Here is a 17,577-nt window from a genome sequence, read left to right as displayed (position 1 = left end):
TCCGGAGCCAGCACCATCATGATCGACGCAGTCGGCAACCCGCAGAGCATCCTGCTCCTCGGCGGCACCTCCGAGATCGGCCTGGCCACCGTGCGCGCGTTCGCCGCGGACCGCCCGTTGCGGGTCGTGCTCGCCGCCCGCCCCGGCCCCCGGCTCGACGCCGCCCGCGCCGAGCTCGAGGCGCTCGGGTGCGGCGTGGAGACCATCGAGTTCGACGCCAAGCGCATCGAGACCCACCCCGAGGTCGTGAAGAAGGCCTTCGCGGGCGGGGACGTCGACGTCGCCGTCGTCGCGTTCGGGCTGCTCGGCGACAACGAGAAGGCCTGGACCGACGTCGACCACGCCGTCGAGCTCGCCCAGGTCAACTACACCGCGACCGTCTCCACCGGGGTCGCGCTGGCCGAGCGGTTCCGCGAGCAGGGCCACGGCTCGATCGTCGCGATCTCCTCGGTCGCCGGGGAGCGGGCCCGCCGCTCGAACTTCGTCTACGGCTCCACCAAGGCCGGGATGGACGCGTTCTACACCGGGCTGACCGAGGCGCTGCGCGAGTTCGGCGTGACCGTGACGATCGTCCGGCCCGGCTTCGTGCACTCGAGGATGACCGAGGGCCTCGACGCCGCACCGCTCGCGACGACCCCGCAGGCCGTCGCCGACGTCATCGTCGACGCGGTGCGGACGGGCAAGGAGCTGGTCTGGGCACCGGCGCCGATGCGCTTCGTGATGAGCGCCCTGCGCCACGTGCCCCGGCCGATCTTCCGCAAGCTCCCGATCTGATCGGTGGGGCGGCCTACCAGCCGTCGACGTGCAGGACGGTGTCGAGCGGCTGGCGCTTCGCGGGCTTGAACGTGTCGCCGGTGTAGTACGCGACCGGCAGCAGGACGCCCTGGCGCACGTCCTCCGGGATGCCCAGCAGCTCGGCGATCTCCTTCTCGTACTGCAGGTGCAGCGTCGTCCAGGCGCTGCCCAGGCCGCGGGCGCGCAGCGCGAGCTGCAGGCTCCACGCGGCAGGCAGCAGCGACCCCCACGTCCCGGCCTGGTTCGACGCCGGCAGCTCGGCCTTCGCGTTCAGCGCGCCGATGACCAGCACGGGGACCTCCCCCATCCGGTCCGCGAGGTACTGCGCGCTGTCCGCGACGCGGAGCTGGGTGGCGTCGCGGTCGGCGTCGCCGTGGGAGCGGGTCGTCGGGTACTGCGAGGAGTTCCGGTAGGCGGTGAACGCCTTCCGGTAGTACTCGCCGACGGCCCTGCGCTTCTCGGCGTCGGTGAGCACCAGCCAGTGCCAGCCCTGCTGGTTGGAGCCGCTCGGGGCCTGCAGCGCGACCTCGAGGCTCTCCCGGACCACCTCCAGCGGGACCGGACGCTCCAGGTCCAGGCGCTTGCGGACCGACCGGGTGGTGGTGAGCAGCTCGTCGGGGCCCAGGGGCAGCACATCGCTCATGCCCTGCACGCTACGGCGCCGCCGGCCTCCTCGCGATGATCACCGCGCGCTCCCCCGCGCCCGCCTCGCACGTGAGGCGCCCCGCGGACCGCTGCGCACGGGTCGCGGCCAGGCGCGGGTCCGCCCAGGTGGGGACGCCGCCGTAGGGGCCGCGGGTCAGCCCGTCGGAGCCCTCCCGGACGATCTCGAACCCGGCGTCGACGAGGATCTCGCGGATCCGCAGGTGCCCGCGCGGGACGCGGGGCGGCACCCAGCGGGCACCGGCCAGCTCACGGCCGCGGCCCTCGGCGTCGGCGGCGACGACGAGTGCGTGCCCGCCCGGTTCGAGCGCCCGGAACCAGCCGCCCGGGCCGAGGTCACCGGCGAGTGCGGGGTCCGGGAGCCGGTCGAGCACCTCCACCGCGGTCAGCGACGCGACCGGCCCCGGCAGGGCGTCGAGGCTCAGGTGCACGGGGCAGCCCGGCGCACCCGCGCGCATCACCCCGGCCTCGGCCTCCGAGCCGGCCAGCCCCGAGACCGGGCCGAGCCGGGCCAGCCCGGCGAGCAGGGCCCCACCGGCGCCCGCGACGTCGAGGTAGGGGCCACGGCCCAGGTGGTGGCGGGCCAGGCGCAGGTACCAGTGCAGCGCGGCCCGCTCGGGCGGTGCGGCACCGGCGGGCTCGGGCAGGTCGGCGAGGGGCGGGGTCGTGGGGATCATCGGTCCATCGCGTCGGTGGGCGGGGCCCGTCCTGGTCGCGACGGGCTGGCCCGTCCATTGTCACCGACGCGACGCACCGCCGTGCCCGGGCACCGGCATCGCGCCGCGGTCGCCGGGCCCCGTGCCCGTTCCGCCGTAGCCGGGGGACCCGGGCGGAGGGGTGCACGGGCGTGCCCCGGACCACGACGGTGGTCCGGGGCACGCCCGGTGTTCCCCGCTCCCCAGCGGCGTCTCAGGCCCCGTGCGCCGGCCTCTTCCGGCGGCGACGGGCCGCGGCCGCACCCGAGGCGGCGACGATCGGCGTCGCGGCGCTGGCGTGGGCGTCGTCGCGACGACGGCCGGCCCGCCCGCAGTTCTCGACACCGGTCCGCGTACCCGGTAGCGCCGACGCGGAGCGGATCGCCCGCGGTGCCGGGACGACACCGCGGTCGTCGGCGAGCCCGCGGGCCGCGATGTGCAGCGACCGCAGCCGCTCCATCCGGTCGACGCCGGACGTGGTGCCGGTGCCCTCGACGACCGGGGTGAACAGGTCCCCGCCGGTCCCGGCGCCGCCGCTGCGCATCCGGGCGACGGCGAGCAGGTCGGCCGCCACGTCGTCGTGCCCCGCGGCGTCGAAGTCGGCCGCGCGGGCCGCCGCCAGGCGCTCCAGGACCCAGCGCGCCGAACCGGCCGGTGCGGGGACGTCGACCTCGGCCGCGGCCGGCACGTCGGCGGGGTCGGCCTCGGTGCGCCGCGGCGCCCGGGTGGGCGGCGACGGCGCCGGGACGACGATCGGGTCGGCCGGGGCCGGCTCGGACGCCGGGGCGGAGGGCTCGGGCTCGGCGACCGGCGCGGACGGGGCCGCGACGGGCCGGACGACCGGCATGGCGGCGGTCCGCGCGTCGTCGGCCGGGGTCTGCTCCGGTGACGTGGTGGGGGTCCAGCCCGACGTCGTGGCGACGGCGGGGCCCGCCGGGCGGCGGCGGACCACCGGCAGCGCCTCGGTCACCGGGAGCGCCTCGGTCACCGGCGGCACGTCACCGGGCTCGTCGCCGGCCACCGGCCGGGCGGCCCGCGGCACCACCCGCCGGGCGGGCACTCCCGGAGCCGCTGCGGCGGGGTCGGCGGTGGCAGCGGTGACCGGGGCGGCGGGCACGACCGGCAGCACCGAGGTCACCGGCTCGTCGGTGATCATCGGCAGCACGGAGGTCTCCGGGTCACGGCGCGCCTCGTCGTTGTCGACGACGCGGCGGGCGGCCGGGGCCGGGTCGGGGGCGACGACCGCCTCGACGGCCTCGGTGGCGGGCCGGGTCCGGCCCCGCATCCACCGGCGCGCGGGACGTTCGACGAGCGAGTACAGCAGGTGTGCCACGGGCAGAGTCCCCACGAAGACGGTGAGCGCGATCAGGTGCCCCGTCTCCCCGCCGCGGGGGAGGACACCGGAATCGCTCAGGAACCAGAAGATCTCGAACATCGGGATGTGGACCAGGTAGAGGGCGTAGGAGATCCGCCCTCCGTGCACCATCGGTCCGCGGGTCAGCAGGTGGTGCACCGGTCCGCGGTCGGCGAGCGCGAGGGCTCCGACCAGGACCGGGAAGGCGACGACGGCCAGGCCGTGCAGCCCGCCGCCGACGACGGACCCCGCCAGCAGGACGAACGGCACCGCGGCGACGGTGAACGTCGCCGTCGCCGAGGCCGCGGAGCGGACCCGCTCGGTGGCGCGCAGCCGCCGCACGGCCAGCATCGCCAGGACTCCGGCGGAGAACCCGCCGAGGATCCGGACCAGCCAGCTGTACGGGTAGTACGGCGACCCGACGACGAGGAACGCGGCCGCCATCGGCGCGGTGCACAGCAGCGACCCCGCCGCCAGCACCGCGAACGGCAGGTTCCGCAGCCGGAAGAACCCGAGCGCCAGCAGCGGGAACAGCAGGTAGGCCAGCCACTCGGCGCTGATCGACCACGTCGGGCCGACCCAGGACGCGCCGTCGAGGTACTGCTCGTCCCACATCTGCACCAGGAAGAGCTGCTCGAGCCACGCACCGACGCCGAACGACGGCTGCACCCCCTGGTAGGCGACGTCGGTCGTCGACCCGAACACCAGCCGCGCCACCAGCCACGCGCCGAAGAGGTGGAACACCACCGCGTAGGCGGGCCACATCCGGGCGGCGCGGGCCCACACGAACCCGCCCGCCTCCCGCAGGCGAAGCCGCGGGCCGAGCTGGTCGAGGTAGGTCCAGGCGATGACGAAGCCGCTCAGGACGAAGAACAGGTCGACGCCGAGAGCACCCTGTGTGATCAGCGGTCCGAGCCAGCCGTTCACCGTCTCCACACCCGCCACCGGGGTGAAGTGGAAGTGGAACGCGACGACCCAGAGCGCGGCGACGATCCGCAGACCGGTCAGCGCGAGCACCTCACCGCCGCCGCTTCCTCCCCACAGGACGGACGCCCCTCCCTGTTCGGGGGCCGTTCCGCCGGCGGCGGACGCAGCGGCGGCCGGGTCGTCGGCCGTCGCTCGCGAATCGGTGCAGATGCTCACACCGGGGCCAACGAGACGACATCACCACCGTCACCGGTGACACCCGAACAGTGCCCGAATGTCGCAGCCTGTCACGCACCGTGATCGAAACCCGGAGTGACCGGCCTTGAGACCCCGGGTGGGTGGACTACGCCGGACGGGTGGACGGTCAGGGGTCACGGGGGGATCACAGTTGATCACCGGGTGGCGTCTAGCCTCGGTCGTGTGCTGACCGCCGACACGGAGGCGGATCCCCGTCCGGGATCCGGCCCCACCGACCGCCGGTCGCGTCCGACCGACCGCCTGCTCGCCGCCGCGCTGGGCCTGCTGTCTGCGGTGCTGGCGCTGGCGATCCCGTTCCTGCCGGTCGTGCAGAACACGGCGACCGTCAGCTGGCCGAACGCCACGACCGGCACCGCGCCACTGAACGCCCCCCTGGTCGCGTACCGGCCGGAGAGCCTGACCGCGACGATCGGCTGCGACGCGATCCGCAGCCTCGACGACCGCGGGTCCGGCCGCGCGACCGTGCTGTCCACGACGCCCACCGGCGCCCCGGACGGCGACACGGTCGGGCTGCGCGTCGCCGTCGCCGACGGGGTGGTCACCCTCGACAACCGCGGTCAGCGGATCGCCACCGCGCCGCTGCCCCCGCCGGGCGCGCCCTGCGCGCTCACGTTCACCTCGGACTTCGACGCGACGACGGCGGCCCTGGGCGGGGCCACGCTCTACGAGTTCGCCGGCGACGGCCGTCCGCAGCTCACCGGGATCCACTCCGACCTCGACGCGGCCCGGGACCCGATGGGCGGCACGAGCGTCCGGTTCGACACCGACAACCGCTACGACACCGACGCCTCGACGCTCAAGCTCGTCGCGGGCGGTGTCGCGATCGTCGCGCTGTTCGGCTCGCTGTACTTCCTGCGCCGGATCGACGACGCCGACGCCCGCCGCGTCGTGCACGGCCGCCGGCTGGCGCGCCGGCTGCGCGGGCAGGACGACCTGCGCGACGCCGTCGTCGTCGGCGTGCTGGTCGTGTGGGCCCTCATCGGGTCGATGACCAGCGACGACGGCTACATCCTCGACATCTCCCGGGGCAACGACACCGCCGGCTACATCGGCAACTACCACCGCTGGTTCGACGTCCCCGAGGCGCCGTTCGGCTGGTTCTACCAGCTGTACTCGCTGTGGAGCGGGGTCTCGGAGTCGGTGCTGTGGCTGCGCGTCCCGGCGTTGGCGATGGGCGTCGCGTCCTGGTTCCTGATCAGCCGGGCGCTGCTGCCGCGCCTCGGCACCCGCGTCCGGCGCAGCCGCTCCGCGAGCTGGGCCGCGGCCGGGGTGTTCCTGTGCTTCTGGCTGCCGTTCAACAACGGGCTCCGCCCGGAGACCGTCGTCGTGATCGCGGCGCTGGTGTCGTTCGTGATGCTGGAGCGCGCCCTGGCCACCCGGCGGCTGCTGCCGGTCGCGGGGGCACTCGTCGCGGGGGCGTTCGCCGTCGCGGCGACGCCGACCGGTCTCATCGCGCTGGCCCCGTTCCTGGCCGCGGCCCGGCCGCTGCTGCGGCTGTTCACCGAGCGGATCCGCACCACCGGGTGGGCGGCCACCCTCGGACCGCTGCTCGCGGCCGGGCTGATCGTGCTCACCGCCGTCTTCGGCGACCAGACCCTCGCCACCGTCGCCGAGGCCACCCGGGTCCGCCAGGACATCGGTCCGAACCTGCCCTGGTACCAGGAGCTCGCCCGCTACGACCTGCTGTTCAGCGACAGCCGCGACGGCTCGCTGCAGCGCCGCTTCCCGGTCCTGCTGCTGTGGCTGTGCATGATCGTCTCGACGATCGTGCTGCTGCGCCGCGGCCGCATCCCGGGCGCCGCGCTCGGGTTCTCCCGGCGGCTGCTCACGAGCACGGCGCTGTCGTTCGCGGTGCTGGCCCTGACCCCCACGAAGTGGACGCACCACTTCGGCGCGTTCGCCGCGCTCGCCTCGGGCGTCGCGGCGCTGGCCGCGCTGGCGACGAGCACCGGTGTGCTGCGCTCGCGGCGCAACCAGGCGCTGTTCCTCGGCGCGGTGCTCGCGGTGACCGGTCTGGCGTTCCGCGGCCCGAACACCTGGTGGTACGTCTCGAACTGGGGCGTGCCGTGGTTCGACAAACCGGTGTCGGTGAGCGGGGTCCAGGCGACGACGGTGCTGCTGGTCCTGGCGTTCCTGTCGCTCGTCGTCGCCGGGGTGGAGCACCTGCGCTCGACCTCCGGGGTGCCGCGCCCGGTCCGGCGGACCCTCGGCCGCCGGCGCGGCCGGATCGGCACCGGCCAGGCCGTCCGGCTCGGGTCGGCGCCGATCGCGGTGATCTGCGCGTTCATGGTCCTGTTCCAGGTCGCCTCGCTGGCCAAGGGCATGGAGAAGCAGGAGGGCTCCTACTCCCTGGGCGCCGACGTGCTCACCGACCCGACCGGGTCGCGCTGCGGGCTCGCCGGGCGCATCCAGGTCGAGACCGACCCGGCCGCGAACGTGCTGCCCGTCGCGCCGGAACCGGCCGGCGTCACCGACCCCGGTCCGCTGGCCGAGGGCTTCACGCCCGAGGGCCTGCCCCCGACCGGACCGGGGTCGCTGCGCGACGTCGACGGCAGCGGCGATACCCGAGCCGGGATCACTGGCACCGGACCGTTGGGTGGACCGGTGATGGGGAGCTGGTCGTCCGATCCACGGAACATCGGTGACTACAGGTCTGAGTGGTACTCCCTGCCACAGACCGCCCGGGACGGGTCCGTGCCCCTGGTTCTCGGCATCGCAGGAACCGTGGGCGGGGGAAACACCCTCGCCCTGCAATTCGTCCGCGACGGGCGGCTCGTCGACGAGGTCGAGCCCGACGGCGCGCTGGGGACGGTGACCACGACATCGGACTTCGAGGGCGGCGCGGCGGCCGGACAGGGCTGGCGAGACGTCCGGATGACTCTGCCCGGCCGTCCCGCCGCGACCGCCGACGCTGTGCGGGTCGTCGTCGAGGATCACGGTCTCGGACCGAACTCCTGGGTCGCCGTCGCTCAGCCACGCGTCCCACGGCTGACGCCGCTCACCGAGATCGCCGGCGGCGGTACCGCTTATCTGGACTGGGCGACCTCGTTCGTTCACCCCTGCCTCAAGCGCTTCGGAGTGCACCGCGGCATCGCAGACGTGCCGGTCTTCCGGATGCTTGCGGACCCGCAGCAGCGCACCGTCGCCGACGAGTGGGGACGCAGCTACGCGGGAGGCCCACAGGGCTGGCTGATCCGCACCGGAGCCCAACGGTTCGTCCCGTCGTACCTTCCCGGCGCCTGGGACGTCGATTGGGGGCAGATCCGGCTGGTGGAGCCCTACGATCCGCGCGCGCTGACCGCGCCGGCTCAGGGTGGCAACCGCAGGTTGTGGGGCTGGCAGCAGGTCGGAGGAGCCGGCGCTGCCCCCGCCGACCCCGCGTCGCTGCCCTGAACGAGGTTCGAGACGATGGGACTGGACCGAGTGGGCGACGGAGAGGCATGAGTCAGCGATGTTGAGCACGACGGAGCGCGCCCCTGCGACCGAACCGCGGCCCACCTCGATCATGGAGGGTGCCGGATCGCTGACGGTGCAGCGTGGTCACTTCACCGGTCCTGGACGGATCGTCCCCGATGACCTCTACGCCGAGGTGCTCTCCGGCGTCGCACGGCGCGAGCACGACCGGCTCCATCTGGTCGCAGGCACCCATGTCACCACCAACACCTACTGGGGTCGGCTGCACGCGACCTACTGGCAACGCTGGACCGCCGTCACCTCGGTCCGCGTCCGCCTACGCGTCTCTGGCACCGGCTGTGTCTGGCTCATGGCGTCCGACGCCAACAAGGTCGGCCGTGCGGTGGCTCAGGCCACGGTGGGGGGGACGGACGAAACCGTCGAGCTCGACGGACCGGTCGACAGGTTCCTCGACGGCGGCGGTATGTGGCTCGAGTTCGCCACCGAGACCGACGAGCTGACCGTCTCCGAGGTCCGGTGGACCGTCACACCGGTGGCACCGCAGCGCCCGGTCGATCTGACCATATGCTCCTACAATCGGGTCGAGGAGTGTCTGAACACCCTGGATTCACTGCTCAGCGACCCCTACGCGCTGGACCGGATCGCCGTGATCCGGGTAGTGGACCAGGGGAGCGACCCGATCGAGGACAACGTCCGGTTCTCGGAGGTCGCTGCTGCCCTCGGCGACCGGCTCGACTACCGTCGGCAGGCGAACCTCGGGGGGGCGGGCGGGTTCACCCGGGGCCTGTTCGAGGCCACGTCCGGCGACCCGTCGGACGACCATGACGTCCTGCTGATGGACGACGACGTGCTGCTCGATCCCGAGATCATCGTGCGTCTCACAGGATTCGCTGCGTGCACCGGCACGACCACCATCGTGGGCGGTCAGATGCTCAATCTGCTCCACCCCGCGCATCTCCACCGTTCGGCCGAGTTCGCCAACCCGGAGAAACTCGAGAACGGTAACTGCGTGCCAGGCGGGGTCAAGGAGGGTTTCCTCCTCGGCCGGGACGAACGGCTGCTGCCGAACGTCCTGGATCGACGCGTGGACACCGTCTACAACGGATGGTGGTCCTGTCTGATCCCTGCCCCGGTCGTCCGGGCGATCGGTTACCCGCTGCCGTTGTTCTTCCAGTGGGACGACGTCGAGTTCGGATATCGCGCCAGAGCACACGGGTTCCCCACGGTCTCTCTCCCGGGCGCCGGCGTCTGGCACGCCGACTTCGGCTGGAAGGACTGGGACGAGTGGCACCGGTACTTCAACCTCCGCAACGGACTGATCATGGCGGCACTGCACACGGACTTCGACAGCCGTGTGGTCTGCGGAACCGTCACGAGGTTCCTCCGGGAGTACCTGGTCGCGATGCAGTACGGGCTCGCCGTGACTCTGCTGACAGCAGTCGAGGACTTCCTGCGCGGTCCGGAGATCCTCGACGACGGTTCGGCCTCGGCCGCAGCCCGGCTCCGCGAGATCCGAGCGGCCTACCCCGAGACGCGCTGCGTCCCGATGCACGAACTCGAACTCGACTTCCGGGATCTCGTCGTGCAACCGGCCGGTCCGAGGCCCAGCCGGGAACTCCTCGTCTGGGCCAAGCGTGCGGTCGCCCAGGCGACCGGCCGCACCCGGATCCGGTCGGGCATGGTCACGGCGGGTGAGGCCCACTGGTGGCATGTCTCGCAGTTCGAACGCGCGGTCGTCACCGACATGGGCGAGACCGGCGTCCGGGTACGAACCCGGGACAGGCAGCGGCTGACCGAACTCTCCCGCCGTGGGCTGAGTGTGGTGCGACGGTTGTACCGCGAGGGCCCGATCGTCGCACGACAGTGGCGCGACGCCGCTCCGCGTGTCACGTCGCGGGAGAACTGGGCCCGCCTCTATGAGGCCTGATCAGGGCGTCCACATCAGCGGCGGTCGTCCCGACAGGCCAGAGACGGTCGTCATCCCCCGGGTCACCGTGGGCGGGCGGAGCGGCTCGCGGGGGACCAGCCGCAGCACCTCGGCCCTCCAGGTGGTCGGCATCCCGTCGATGTAGGTAGGAACCGGCTGGAGACGATAGGCCTGCAGCAGCCCCGCGAACGGCCCGCCCGCCGACCGGGCCATCGCCTCCGGCAGGTCGCGCCCGGGGGTCACGACTACGTCCGGGACCTCGGCGATGCCGCCCTTGAGTGTGGCTTGCCGCCGGCAGGTCAACAGCGGCGCGATGGGCCAGTCCAGCAGGGCGGGGGCGGTCGCCGGAACGAGCGCACTGAGCGGGATCGTGCGCGGGACTCGCGGCCGGGAGACGGTCAACCACGAGTCCGGGTCGGAGACCTCCTGCACCGCGACCACCCGCACGAGGTCGGCACCGGGCGCCGTGGCGACCGGGTCGAACCGCGCCGGCGAGACCCGAGGCTGCAGATCCACGGGCACGTCCGCGACCACGGCGGGGCCGGTCGGCGTGCCGCGTCCGAACTCGACCGTCACCTGCCCGCGACCCGACCCGCCGACCTCGACGACGACCGGACCCGGTGCTCCCGCCGGCAGAACGTACCAACTGCTGCGCAGGGATCCCGGACTGCCATCGTCGACCGTCCACATGTCCGCGGAGGGCAGTCCCTCCCGGCTCGCGTGCTCCGCACGGTCGGCAGGACTGCGCATCCCTCCGGTCGACACGGCGGCACCCTCGGGATCGGGCACCACGGGGAGCAGACCGGCGACCGGGTCGAGTTCCACCCGCACGTACGGCTCCAGCCCGCAGTCGTCGCCGATGAGAGCCGCGGCCGTCGTGCGGGGCTGGGAATAGCCCGGGGTCACCACAGTCGCGCGCACGAGACCGTACGTCTGCAGGACTGTGGTTCCGATCAGCAGTGTCACCACGACCAGGCCGATCGGCGGGACGAGGTACTGCGGGAGCTGCGGACAGTAGCGCAGGGCGAGCCCGACGAGTAGCCAGGCCGCGCCCAGGGAGAGAGCGATCGTGGCGAACCGGACGCCGAGCAACTGAGGTGGGATGTCCCAGAAGGTCACCTGCTCCGCAGACGCCACCCACCACATGGCGGACCCGCTCAACGCGAGGGCCGACGCGAGGGCGACCGCGGAGAGAACCAGCGCCCGGTCTGCCGCACGCAGGACCGCACGGCAGCCGATCCACGTCAGCACGACGACGAGCACGGTGAGGTGGCCGGCGAAACCTCCGAAGTGGTGGGACCACTTGGTGGGGACGAATGCCAGGGCGGCCAGGCCCGCGGCCGTAGCGGCCAGGAACCGGACCAGCCGGGCGTGGTGGGTGCCCACGATCCGTCTCCGGCGCACGAGCACAGTCGCCGACACCAGCAGCGCCGTGATGAGCACCAGCACCGCGGCGCGGCGCCCGAACGCGCCCTCGACCTGCAGTTTCAGTAACGCCTGATAGCGCGTCCACTCGTCGGACCAGGGAAAGTTCGGGCCTATCGCGGTGCGTACGGCCGTACCGGCGCGGACGGCGCCGACGGTCTGGTCGGCGAACATGACCAGGACGACGAGGCCGACCGATCCTGCGACCGCACCGACCATCGCCGGTACGGCCCCGCGTCGGCGAACCATCAGGCGCAGGATCGCGGGCGCCGCGACGAGGAGGACAGCGATCGCGACCAGCCCGGTCGGCGCGGTGGTCAGCGTCAGGCCCGCCACGAGCGCGGCGAGCGCGACAGGCAACAGGCGGCGCGCAGCTACGCCGTGCTCGGCGAGGCACCAGACGGCCACGGTGCCGACCGCGATGTAGGGCTCCGACCTCAGGCCGACGTCGAACGGGAGCCACCCTGCGAGGAACGCGATCGCCGCCACCCACGGTACCCAGGAGGTGTCGCGCCCGCCGGGCAACAACCGGAACACGACGATCCGGGACAGCATCCACCAGACGAGCAGAGCCAGCAGAAGCGCAGGGAACCGCATCGACAGCAGCGGCGTTCCCTCCCCGGCCCACCATCGGTAGACCTCGTAGAACGACCCAAAGGGCGCCTCAGGCGAATTCAGCCAATGGTGGTAACCGCCGACGAATCCACTGCGGGCAGCGTCGGCGACCATCGTGGTGGTGTAGCCGTCGTCGACGGTGACCGGGCCGATCACAGTCCAGAGCAGTATCAGGAGGACAACGGGCAGGTCAGCACCCACGAACTTTCGCGGCCGCCGGTACGCGGCCGGGGCCCGGTGGGCGTGCCGCCGGTCGTGCAGCCCGGCGACGAGCAGCGACAGCACGGCACATGTCGCGGCCGCGACCGCCAGCGCGATCTTCGTGCCCGACGCCGCCGTCTCGAACCGGGTGTCGGCCGCAACAGTGGCCGACAGCCCAGCCGTCGGTGTCGCGGCGGGCAGCCCGGAGAAGAACCCCGCGACGTAGGGTCGGACGTCCCCTGCGCCCCGGGCGAGAACATCCCCGCCGCGCGCGACCTGCCAGCCGTCCGGGCCGATGCGGACGGCGAGGTCACAGTCGGGGCCCTGGTACAGGGTTCGGCCCGCGGACACCACGCTTACCGCACCGGGCGCGACCGCACCGACCCACAGACCGTCCGGTGAGGTACCGGTGGCGCCGGGCTCCGCGGTGGTGGAGAGCACCGCTCCTCCACCGGGCAGGGCGTTGAACTGGGCACACGACACCGTCGACTCGATACCCACCGGCCGGTACGCCGTCAGGGGAACCGGGGTTGCGAGCACGCCGGCGGAGGTGTCCCAGCTGTAGCTCGCCGTCCGCTGCACGACAGGAGCCACCGCGAACACTGCGGACAGGAGCAGGGCCGACAATCCGAGGGCCGCTCCGACGAGTGCGCTCCACCGCCTCACTCGAAGATCTGCTTCCAACCGTCCTTGCCGGTCAGCACGGGCGCCGCCGCCCGGTAACGGGCACGCAGGCCGTCCCAGTCCGCCGCGACGGCGCGGTGCAGCCGGAACGACTCCGCGACCATCTCCCTGAACATCGCCGGGTCACGACGGCGGAAGGTCACCCCGCGGCCGTCCGGTGTGGACACCGTCGCGGAGTCCAGGCCGGCCAGCACGAACCACTGGGCGTTCTTCCACGGCACGTTGCGCTGCGGGCGCTCGCGCAGCGCCGGGTCCGGGGTGCGCAGGTTGCGCAGCACCCCGCGGGCGAGCCCGACCGCGGCCTTCGCCCGGCCCGACGGGGGTTTCGGGAACAGCTGGGCGCCCAGCGCGTCGAGGTCGGCCGGCGGCACCTCGGTCGCGGAGTCGAGCGGGCGGCCGTCGTCGTAGCGCGCCCGCAGGGCCCGGATCTCGTCGAGCACGACGGGCAGCTTCGGGAACAGCGCCTCGGGGCCGGCGAGGAAGTCGGTGAAGCCCTTGATCTGCAGCGCGACCGCCGAGTACTCCATGAGCATCAGGTGGCGCAGGGTGCGTTTGAAGGTCTCCTTGAGCATCGCGCGCGGGTCGTCGGGGCCGTGCAGGGCCGCGGCGACGAGCCGGTTGCGGTAGTGGAAGTAGGCCTGCCAGTCCGAGGAGTCGTCCTTCTCGATGAAGGACATGTGCCAGATCGCGACGCCCGGGACGGTCGCGGTGCGGAACCCGGCGGCGCGGGCGCGCAGGCCGTACTCGGCGTCGTCCCACTTGATGAACAGCGGCAGCGGCAGCCCGAGCTGCTCCGCGGCGCGGCGCGGGATCAGGCACATCCACCAGGCGTTGTAGTCGACGTCCACGCGGCGGTGCAGCCAGCGGGTCTGGCGCAGGGTGCGGGCGGCGAGGTCGTGGTGGGCCTCGGTGTCCGGGGCGGGGCGCCAGAGGAACTGGTTGCGGTCGACGACCTCGCCCATCGTGGACAGCTGCGAGCGCGCCTGCAGCGACAGCATCTGCCCGCCGACGAGCATCGGCTCGCGGGCGAACCGGCTGAACGCGATCGCCCGGAGCACCGACTCGGGCTCGAGCAGGATGTCGTCGTCCATGTAGAGGATCTGCTCGCAGTCGATCCCGCCCGCGTGCGGGCCGGTGCCGTGCAGGACCTCGTACATGATCCGGGCGTAGCCGCCGGAGCCGCCCAGGTTGGGCTGGTCGATGATCCGCAGCCGGTCGCCGAGCGCGGCCGCGGCCTGCTCGTAGCCGGCCTCGTCGCGGACCTTGCGGTTGCCCTGGTCGGGGAGGATCACCGCGGTGATCGCCTCGAGCACCTGCGGGTCCGACCCGAGTGCGGTGAGGGTGGCGACGCAGTCGGCCGGGCGGTTGAACGTCGGCATCCCGACGACGACGGCCGCGCGGCCCGGCGCGTCGTGCGGGGCGTGCCAGCCGCCGCCGTGCAGGGTCAGGTCGGCGTCGTCGGTGGACAGGTCGAACCAGTACCAGCCGCCGTCCTCGAAGGGACGCAGGTCCAGCTCCAGGGTGACGCGGCGACGGCCGTCGACGATCTCACCGGCGACGACGATCTGCGACCCGTCGGCCTTGGTGCGGTAGACGTCGACGCGGCCCGAGCCCTCCAGGTCCAGGCGCAGCTCGATGCTGGTGAGCGTGGACCAGGCCCGCCAGTACCCGGCGGCGAAGGCGTTGAAGTAGGCGCCGAAGGAGACCTCGGTGGCCGCGGGGACGGTGGCGCTGGTGCGGTCGAGGATGCGGGTGCGGCGGCCGCCGATGGTCGACACGGTCAGCGAGAGCGGACGCGCGTCCTCGTCGGGCAGCGGCTCGACCGGGGCGAGCGTGGTGCCGGGGCGCTCGTCGAGGTAGAGCGCGCGGACGGCGGTCGGGTCGGCGGGCCGGGGCAGGACCACCCGCTGCAGCAGCGTCTCGCCGCTGGTCGTGGCCGGGGCGGTGGGGGACACCTGACCTCGCTGGTCCGTCGTGGTCATCGCAGGAGCTGCCTCTTCGTAGCGGTGGTCACGGGCGGGCCGCACTGCCGGTCCGCCCGGGCCGGGTGGAGTCGTGGCCGAGCGTAGCCGCGGGCGGTGCGGGGGCCGGGAGGCGGGCGGGCGCGGCGGGGAAGCGGTGCGGATCGTCCGGTTCCCCGCCGCCCCGCGTGCCAGACTGGCGCGATGGACGAACCGGCCCGGCGGGCGGAGGTCGCGGCGGTGCTGCGCGGCGCCGGGGCACGGTTCGCGTTCGTCCACGGCAGCCGGGCGGCCGGTGGACGCCCGCGGGCGGCCTCCGACCTCGACGTCGCGGCCTGGTGGCCGGACGCGGTCGCCGCCCGTCTCTGAGCCCTACCAGGCCGCGTCGAGGATCTCCCGCACGTCGTCCTCGGTGGGTGTGCGCGGCGCGTTGGCCGTCACCGGGTCGGCGACGGCGGCGGCCGCCAGCACCGGCAGCAGCTCCCGGTCCACGCCGAGCTCGTGCAGCGGGCGCCGGACGCGGATGCCCTCGACGAGCGCGGCGATCCCGGCGACGGCGTCGGCGGTCCCCAGCGCGGCCCCGGCCCGGGCGTACGCCTCCGCCGCGGCGTCGGCGCTCCAGCGCATGACCTGCTCGTTCACCGCCGCGAGCGCCACCCCGTGCGGGGTGCCGGTGTGCGCGGTGACCGCGTGCGCGACGCCGTGGACCAGGCCCAATCCGGAGACGGTCAGCGCCTGGCCCGCCAGGTGCGCACCGAGCAGCAGCTGCGCGCGGGCCTCGAGGTCGGTGCCGTCGTCGACGGCGACCGGCAGCCACCGGCCCACCAGCGCGACGGCCTGGGCCGCGGCGGCGTCGGAGACCGGGTTCGCGCCGCGGGAGGCGAGCGACTCGACGCCGTGGACGAGCGCGTCGAAGCCGGTCGCGGCCGTCGCCGCGGGCGTCAGGCCGACGGTCAGCTCCGGGTCGAGGACGGCGACGCGCGGCCGGACCGAGGCGTGGCCCAGGTAGACCTTGTGCTTGGCGCAGGTGTCCTCGACGACGCCGAACCCGTTGGTCTCCGCACCCGTCCCGGCGGTGGTGGGGACCGCGATCAACGGCATCCCGGCGACGGGCGAGGACCACAGGTCGTCGGTCGCGCGGGCGCCGTGGTGGGTGGCGAGCAGCGCGATGCCCTTGGCCGCGTCGAGCACCGAGCCGCCGCCGACCGCGACGACCACGCAGGAGCCGAACGCGCGCAGCGCCGTCGCGCCGTGCTCGACGGCCGTCGTCGACGGGTTGGGGCCGATGCCGTCGAACACCTCGGTCCACAGCCCGGCCGCGGTGAGGTCGCCGACGACCCGGTCGACGATGCCGGTGGCGCGCAGCCCGGAGTCGGTGACGACGAACGCCGCCGCCCCGCCGAGACCGTCGACCAGCGCGGGGACCCGGGCGACCGCGCCGGGACCGAACTCCAGGGCGCAGGTCGCCTCGATCGTGAACCCGTTCACCGGACCCGCCACCGTGCGATCGCCTCCTCGTCGAGGGTGAACCCGAGGCCGGGGGCGCTCGGGACCGCCAGCATGCCGTCGTCGCCGACGGTCAGGGGTGCGGCCAGCGGGAAGTCGCGACGCGCCGGGGTCCAGTCCGGCGGGTCGTAGGGGAACTCGAAGTACGGGCCGCCGCCGACGCCGGCGCTGACGTGCAGGTTCGCCAGCACGCCGATGCCGTTGGTCCAGCTGTGCGGGGTGAACGCGCGGTGGCGCAGCAGCGCGAGCTCGGCGAGCGTGCGGACGCGGCTCATCCCGGCCGCGAGGACGACGTCGGGCTGGTGGACGTCGAGCACGTCGTCGTCGAGCAGGCGCAGCAGCTCGCCGAACGAGCGCTGCATCTCCCCCGCCGCGATGCGCAGGCCCGGGTTGTCGGCGCGAAGGGTGCGCATCCCGTCGGCGTCGGCGTAGGGCAGGGGCTCCTCGACCCAGAACACGTCCAGGTCGGCGAGCCGCCGGACGAGGCGCCGGGTCGCGGCGAGGTCGGTGGCGGGGGCGACGTCGCCGGCCATCCGCCACGCCTGGTTGAGGTCCACCATGATCGCGAATTCCGGGCCGAGGGCCTCCCGCACCGCGGCGACGGCGGCGACGCCCTCGTCGGCGCGGTCCCGGTCGACCCGGATCTTGACCGCGCGGAAGCCCTCCTCGGCGACCCGGTGCGCCACCTCGGCGCGCTCGGCGGGCGGGCGCAGCACGCAGAACGACGCGTAGGCGGGCACGGCGTCGTACGTGCCACCGAACAGGGTCGCGACGGGAAGGCCCGCGACCTTGCCCGCGAGGTCCCACAGTGCCGCCTCCAGCGGCCAGTAGTGGCCGCCGTGCAGCGCGCAGGTCTCGATCGCGCGGACGTGCCGGGCGATCGCGAGCGGGTCGGTGCCGACGAACAGGTGCCGGTAGGCGTCGAAGCCGTCCATGGTGTCGCCGGAGCCGATGCCGACGACGCCGTCGTCGGTGTGGACGCGGACGACCGTCGCGTCGAACACGGTGCGGGGGTCCGGGTCCCAGGCGGCGCGCAACGGTGGGTCCAGCGGGAGCCGCACCCGGTCCAGCGTGATGTCGGTGATCTTCATCGGTCCGGGATCGTGTCGGGAGCTGGTTCCGGCTCGGGGCGCGATCGGGGGGCGGTGCGCC

11 protein-coding genes are annotated in these 17,577 nt (G+C 73.8%); 4 read left to right on the top strand and 7 right to left on the bottom strand.

Features of this window, described 5'->3' with window-relative positions; translation table 11 throughout:
• Positions 1-18: 18 nt before the first annotated feature.
• The gene (gene dprE2 / locus WHI96_RS01740) at positions 19-774 is read left to right on the top strand and encodes a decaprenylphospho-beta-D-erythro-pentofuranosid-2-ulose 2-reductase (RefSeq protein ID WP_345648238.1); all 756 of its coding nucleotides are present in this window, start codon (positions 19-21) and stop codon (positions 772-774) included.
• Between the two features lie 13 nt (positions 775-787).
• On the opposite strand, the gene WHI96_RS01735 is transcribed toward dprE2, so the two are convergent.
• From WHI96_RS01735 to WHI96_RS01725, 3 genes are all read right to left on the bottom strand, one after another.
• Positions 788-1,438: a nitroreductase family protein gene (locus WHI96_RS01735; RefSeq protein ID WP_345648234.1), complete on the bottom strand. Its 651-nt coding sequence runs from the start codon at positions 1,436-1,438 to the stop codon at positions 788-790.
• A gap of 10 nt (positions 1,439-1,448) precedes the next feature.
• Positions 1,449-2,135 carry a hypothetical protein gene (locus tag WHI96_RS01730; protein ID WP_345648231.1) on the bottom strand — a complete coding sequence of 229 codons (687 nt, stop codon included), beginning with the start codon at positions 2,133-2,135 and terminating at the stop codon, positions 1,449-1,451.
• Between the two features lie 232 nt (positions 2,136-2,367).
• Positions 2,368-4,524 (bottom strand): acyltransferase, encoded by a 2,157-nt coding sequence (locus WHI96_RS01725; RefSeq protein ID WP_345648228.1) that lies wholly within the window; start codon positions 4,522-4,524, stop codon positions 2,368-2,370.
• Between the two features lie 330 nt (positions 4,525-4,854).
• Here WHI96_RS01725 and WHI96_RS01720 point away from each other — a divergent pair, with 330 nt between their 5' ends.
• Both WHI96_RS01720 and WHI96_RS01715 read left to right on the top strand, forming a co-directional pair.
• Positions 4,855-8,085 carry an arabinosyltransferase domain-containing protein gene (locus WHI96_RS01720; protein WP_345648225.1) on the top strand — a complete coding sequence of 1,077 codons (3,231 nt, stop codon included), beginning with the start codon at positions 4,855-4,857 and terminating at the stop codon, positions 8,083-8,085.
• A 112-nt stretch (positions 8,086-8,197) separates the two neighbouring features.
• Complete coding sequence (locus tag WHI96_RS01715) at positions 8,198-10,033, top strand: glycosyltransferase (RefSeq protein ID WP_345648222.1); 1,836 nt, start codon at positions 8,198-8,200, stop codon at positions 10,031-10,033.
• Here the strand turns inward: WHI96_RS01715 and WHI96_RS01710 are convergent, their stop codons facing one another.
• Both WHI96_RS01710 and WHI96_RS01705 read right to left on the bottom strand, forming a co-directional pair.
• Positions 10,034-12,868 carry an arabinosyltransferase domain-containing protein gene (locus tag WHI96_RS01710; RefSeq protein WP_345648220.1) on the bottom strand — a complete coding sequence of 945 codons (2,835 nt, stop codon included), beginning with the start codon at positions 12,866-12,868 and terminating at the stop codon, positions 10,034-10,036.
• A 68-nt stretch (positions 12,869-12,936) separates the two neighbouring features.
• Positions 12,937-14,940 carry a glycosyltransferase gene (locus WHI96_RS01705; protein ID WP_345648217.1) on the bottom strand — a complete coding sequence of 668 codons (2,004 nt, stop codon included), beginning with the start codon at positions 14,938-14,940 and terminating at the stop codon, positions 12,937-12,939.
• A gap of 183 nt (positions 14,941-15,123) precedes the next feature.
• Between WHI96_RS01705 and WHI96_RS01700 the strand changes: the two genes are divergently transcribed.
• Positions 15,124-15,288: a nucleotidyltransferase family protein gene (locus WHI96_RS01700; protein ID WP_345648215.1), complete on the top strand. Its 165-nt coding sequence runs from the start codon at positions 15,124-15,126 to the stop codon at positions 15,286-15,288.
• Positions 15,289-15,291: 3 nt separating this feature from the next.
• On the opposite strand, the gene WHI96_RS01695 is transcribed toward WHI96_RS01700, so the two are convergent.
• Complete coding sequence (locus WHI96_RS01695) at positions 15,292-16,419, bottom strand: iron-containing alcohol dehydrogenase family protein (protein WP_345648212.1); 1,128 nt, start codon at positions 16,417-16,419, stop codon at positions 15,292-15,294.
• Entirely contained in the window at positions 16,404-17,516 is a 1,113-nt protein-coding gene (locus WHI96_RS01690) for a mandelate racemase/muconate lactonizing enzyme family protein (protein ID WP_345648209.1), read from the bottom strand. The genes WHI96_RS01695 and WHI96_RS01690 overlap by 16 nt, the downstream gene beginning before the upstream one ends.
• Between the last annotated feature and the right edge of the window lie 61 nt (positions 17,517-17,577).

The sequence above is a fragment of the Pseudonocardia tropica genome, from assembly GCF_040105315.1.
Taxonomy (GTDB): Bacteria; Actinomycetota; Actinomycetes; order Mycobacteriales; family Pseudonocardiaceae; genus Pseudonocardia; species Pseudonocardia alni.
This window is presented reverse-complemented; position numbering and strand designations above follow the sequence as displayed.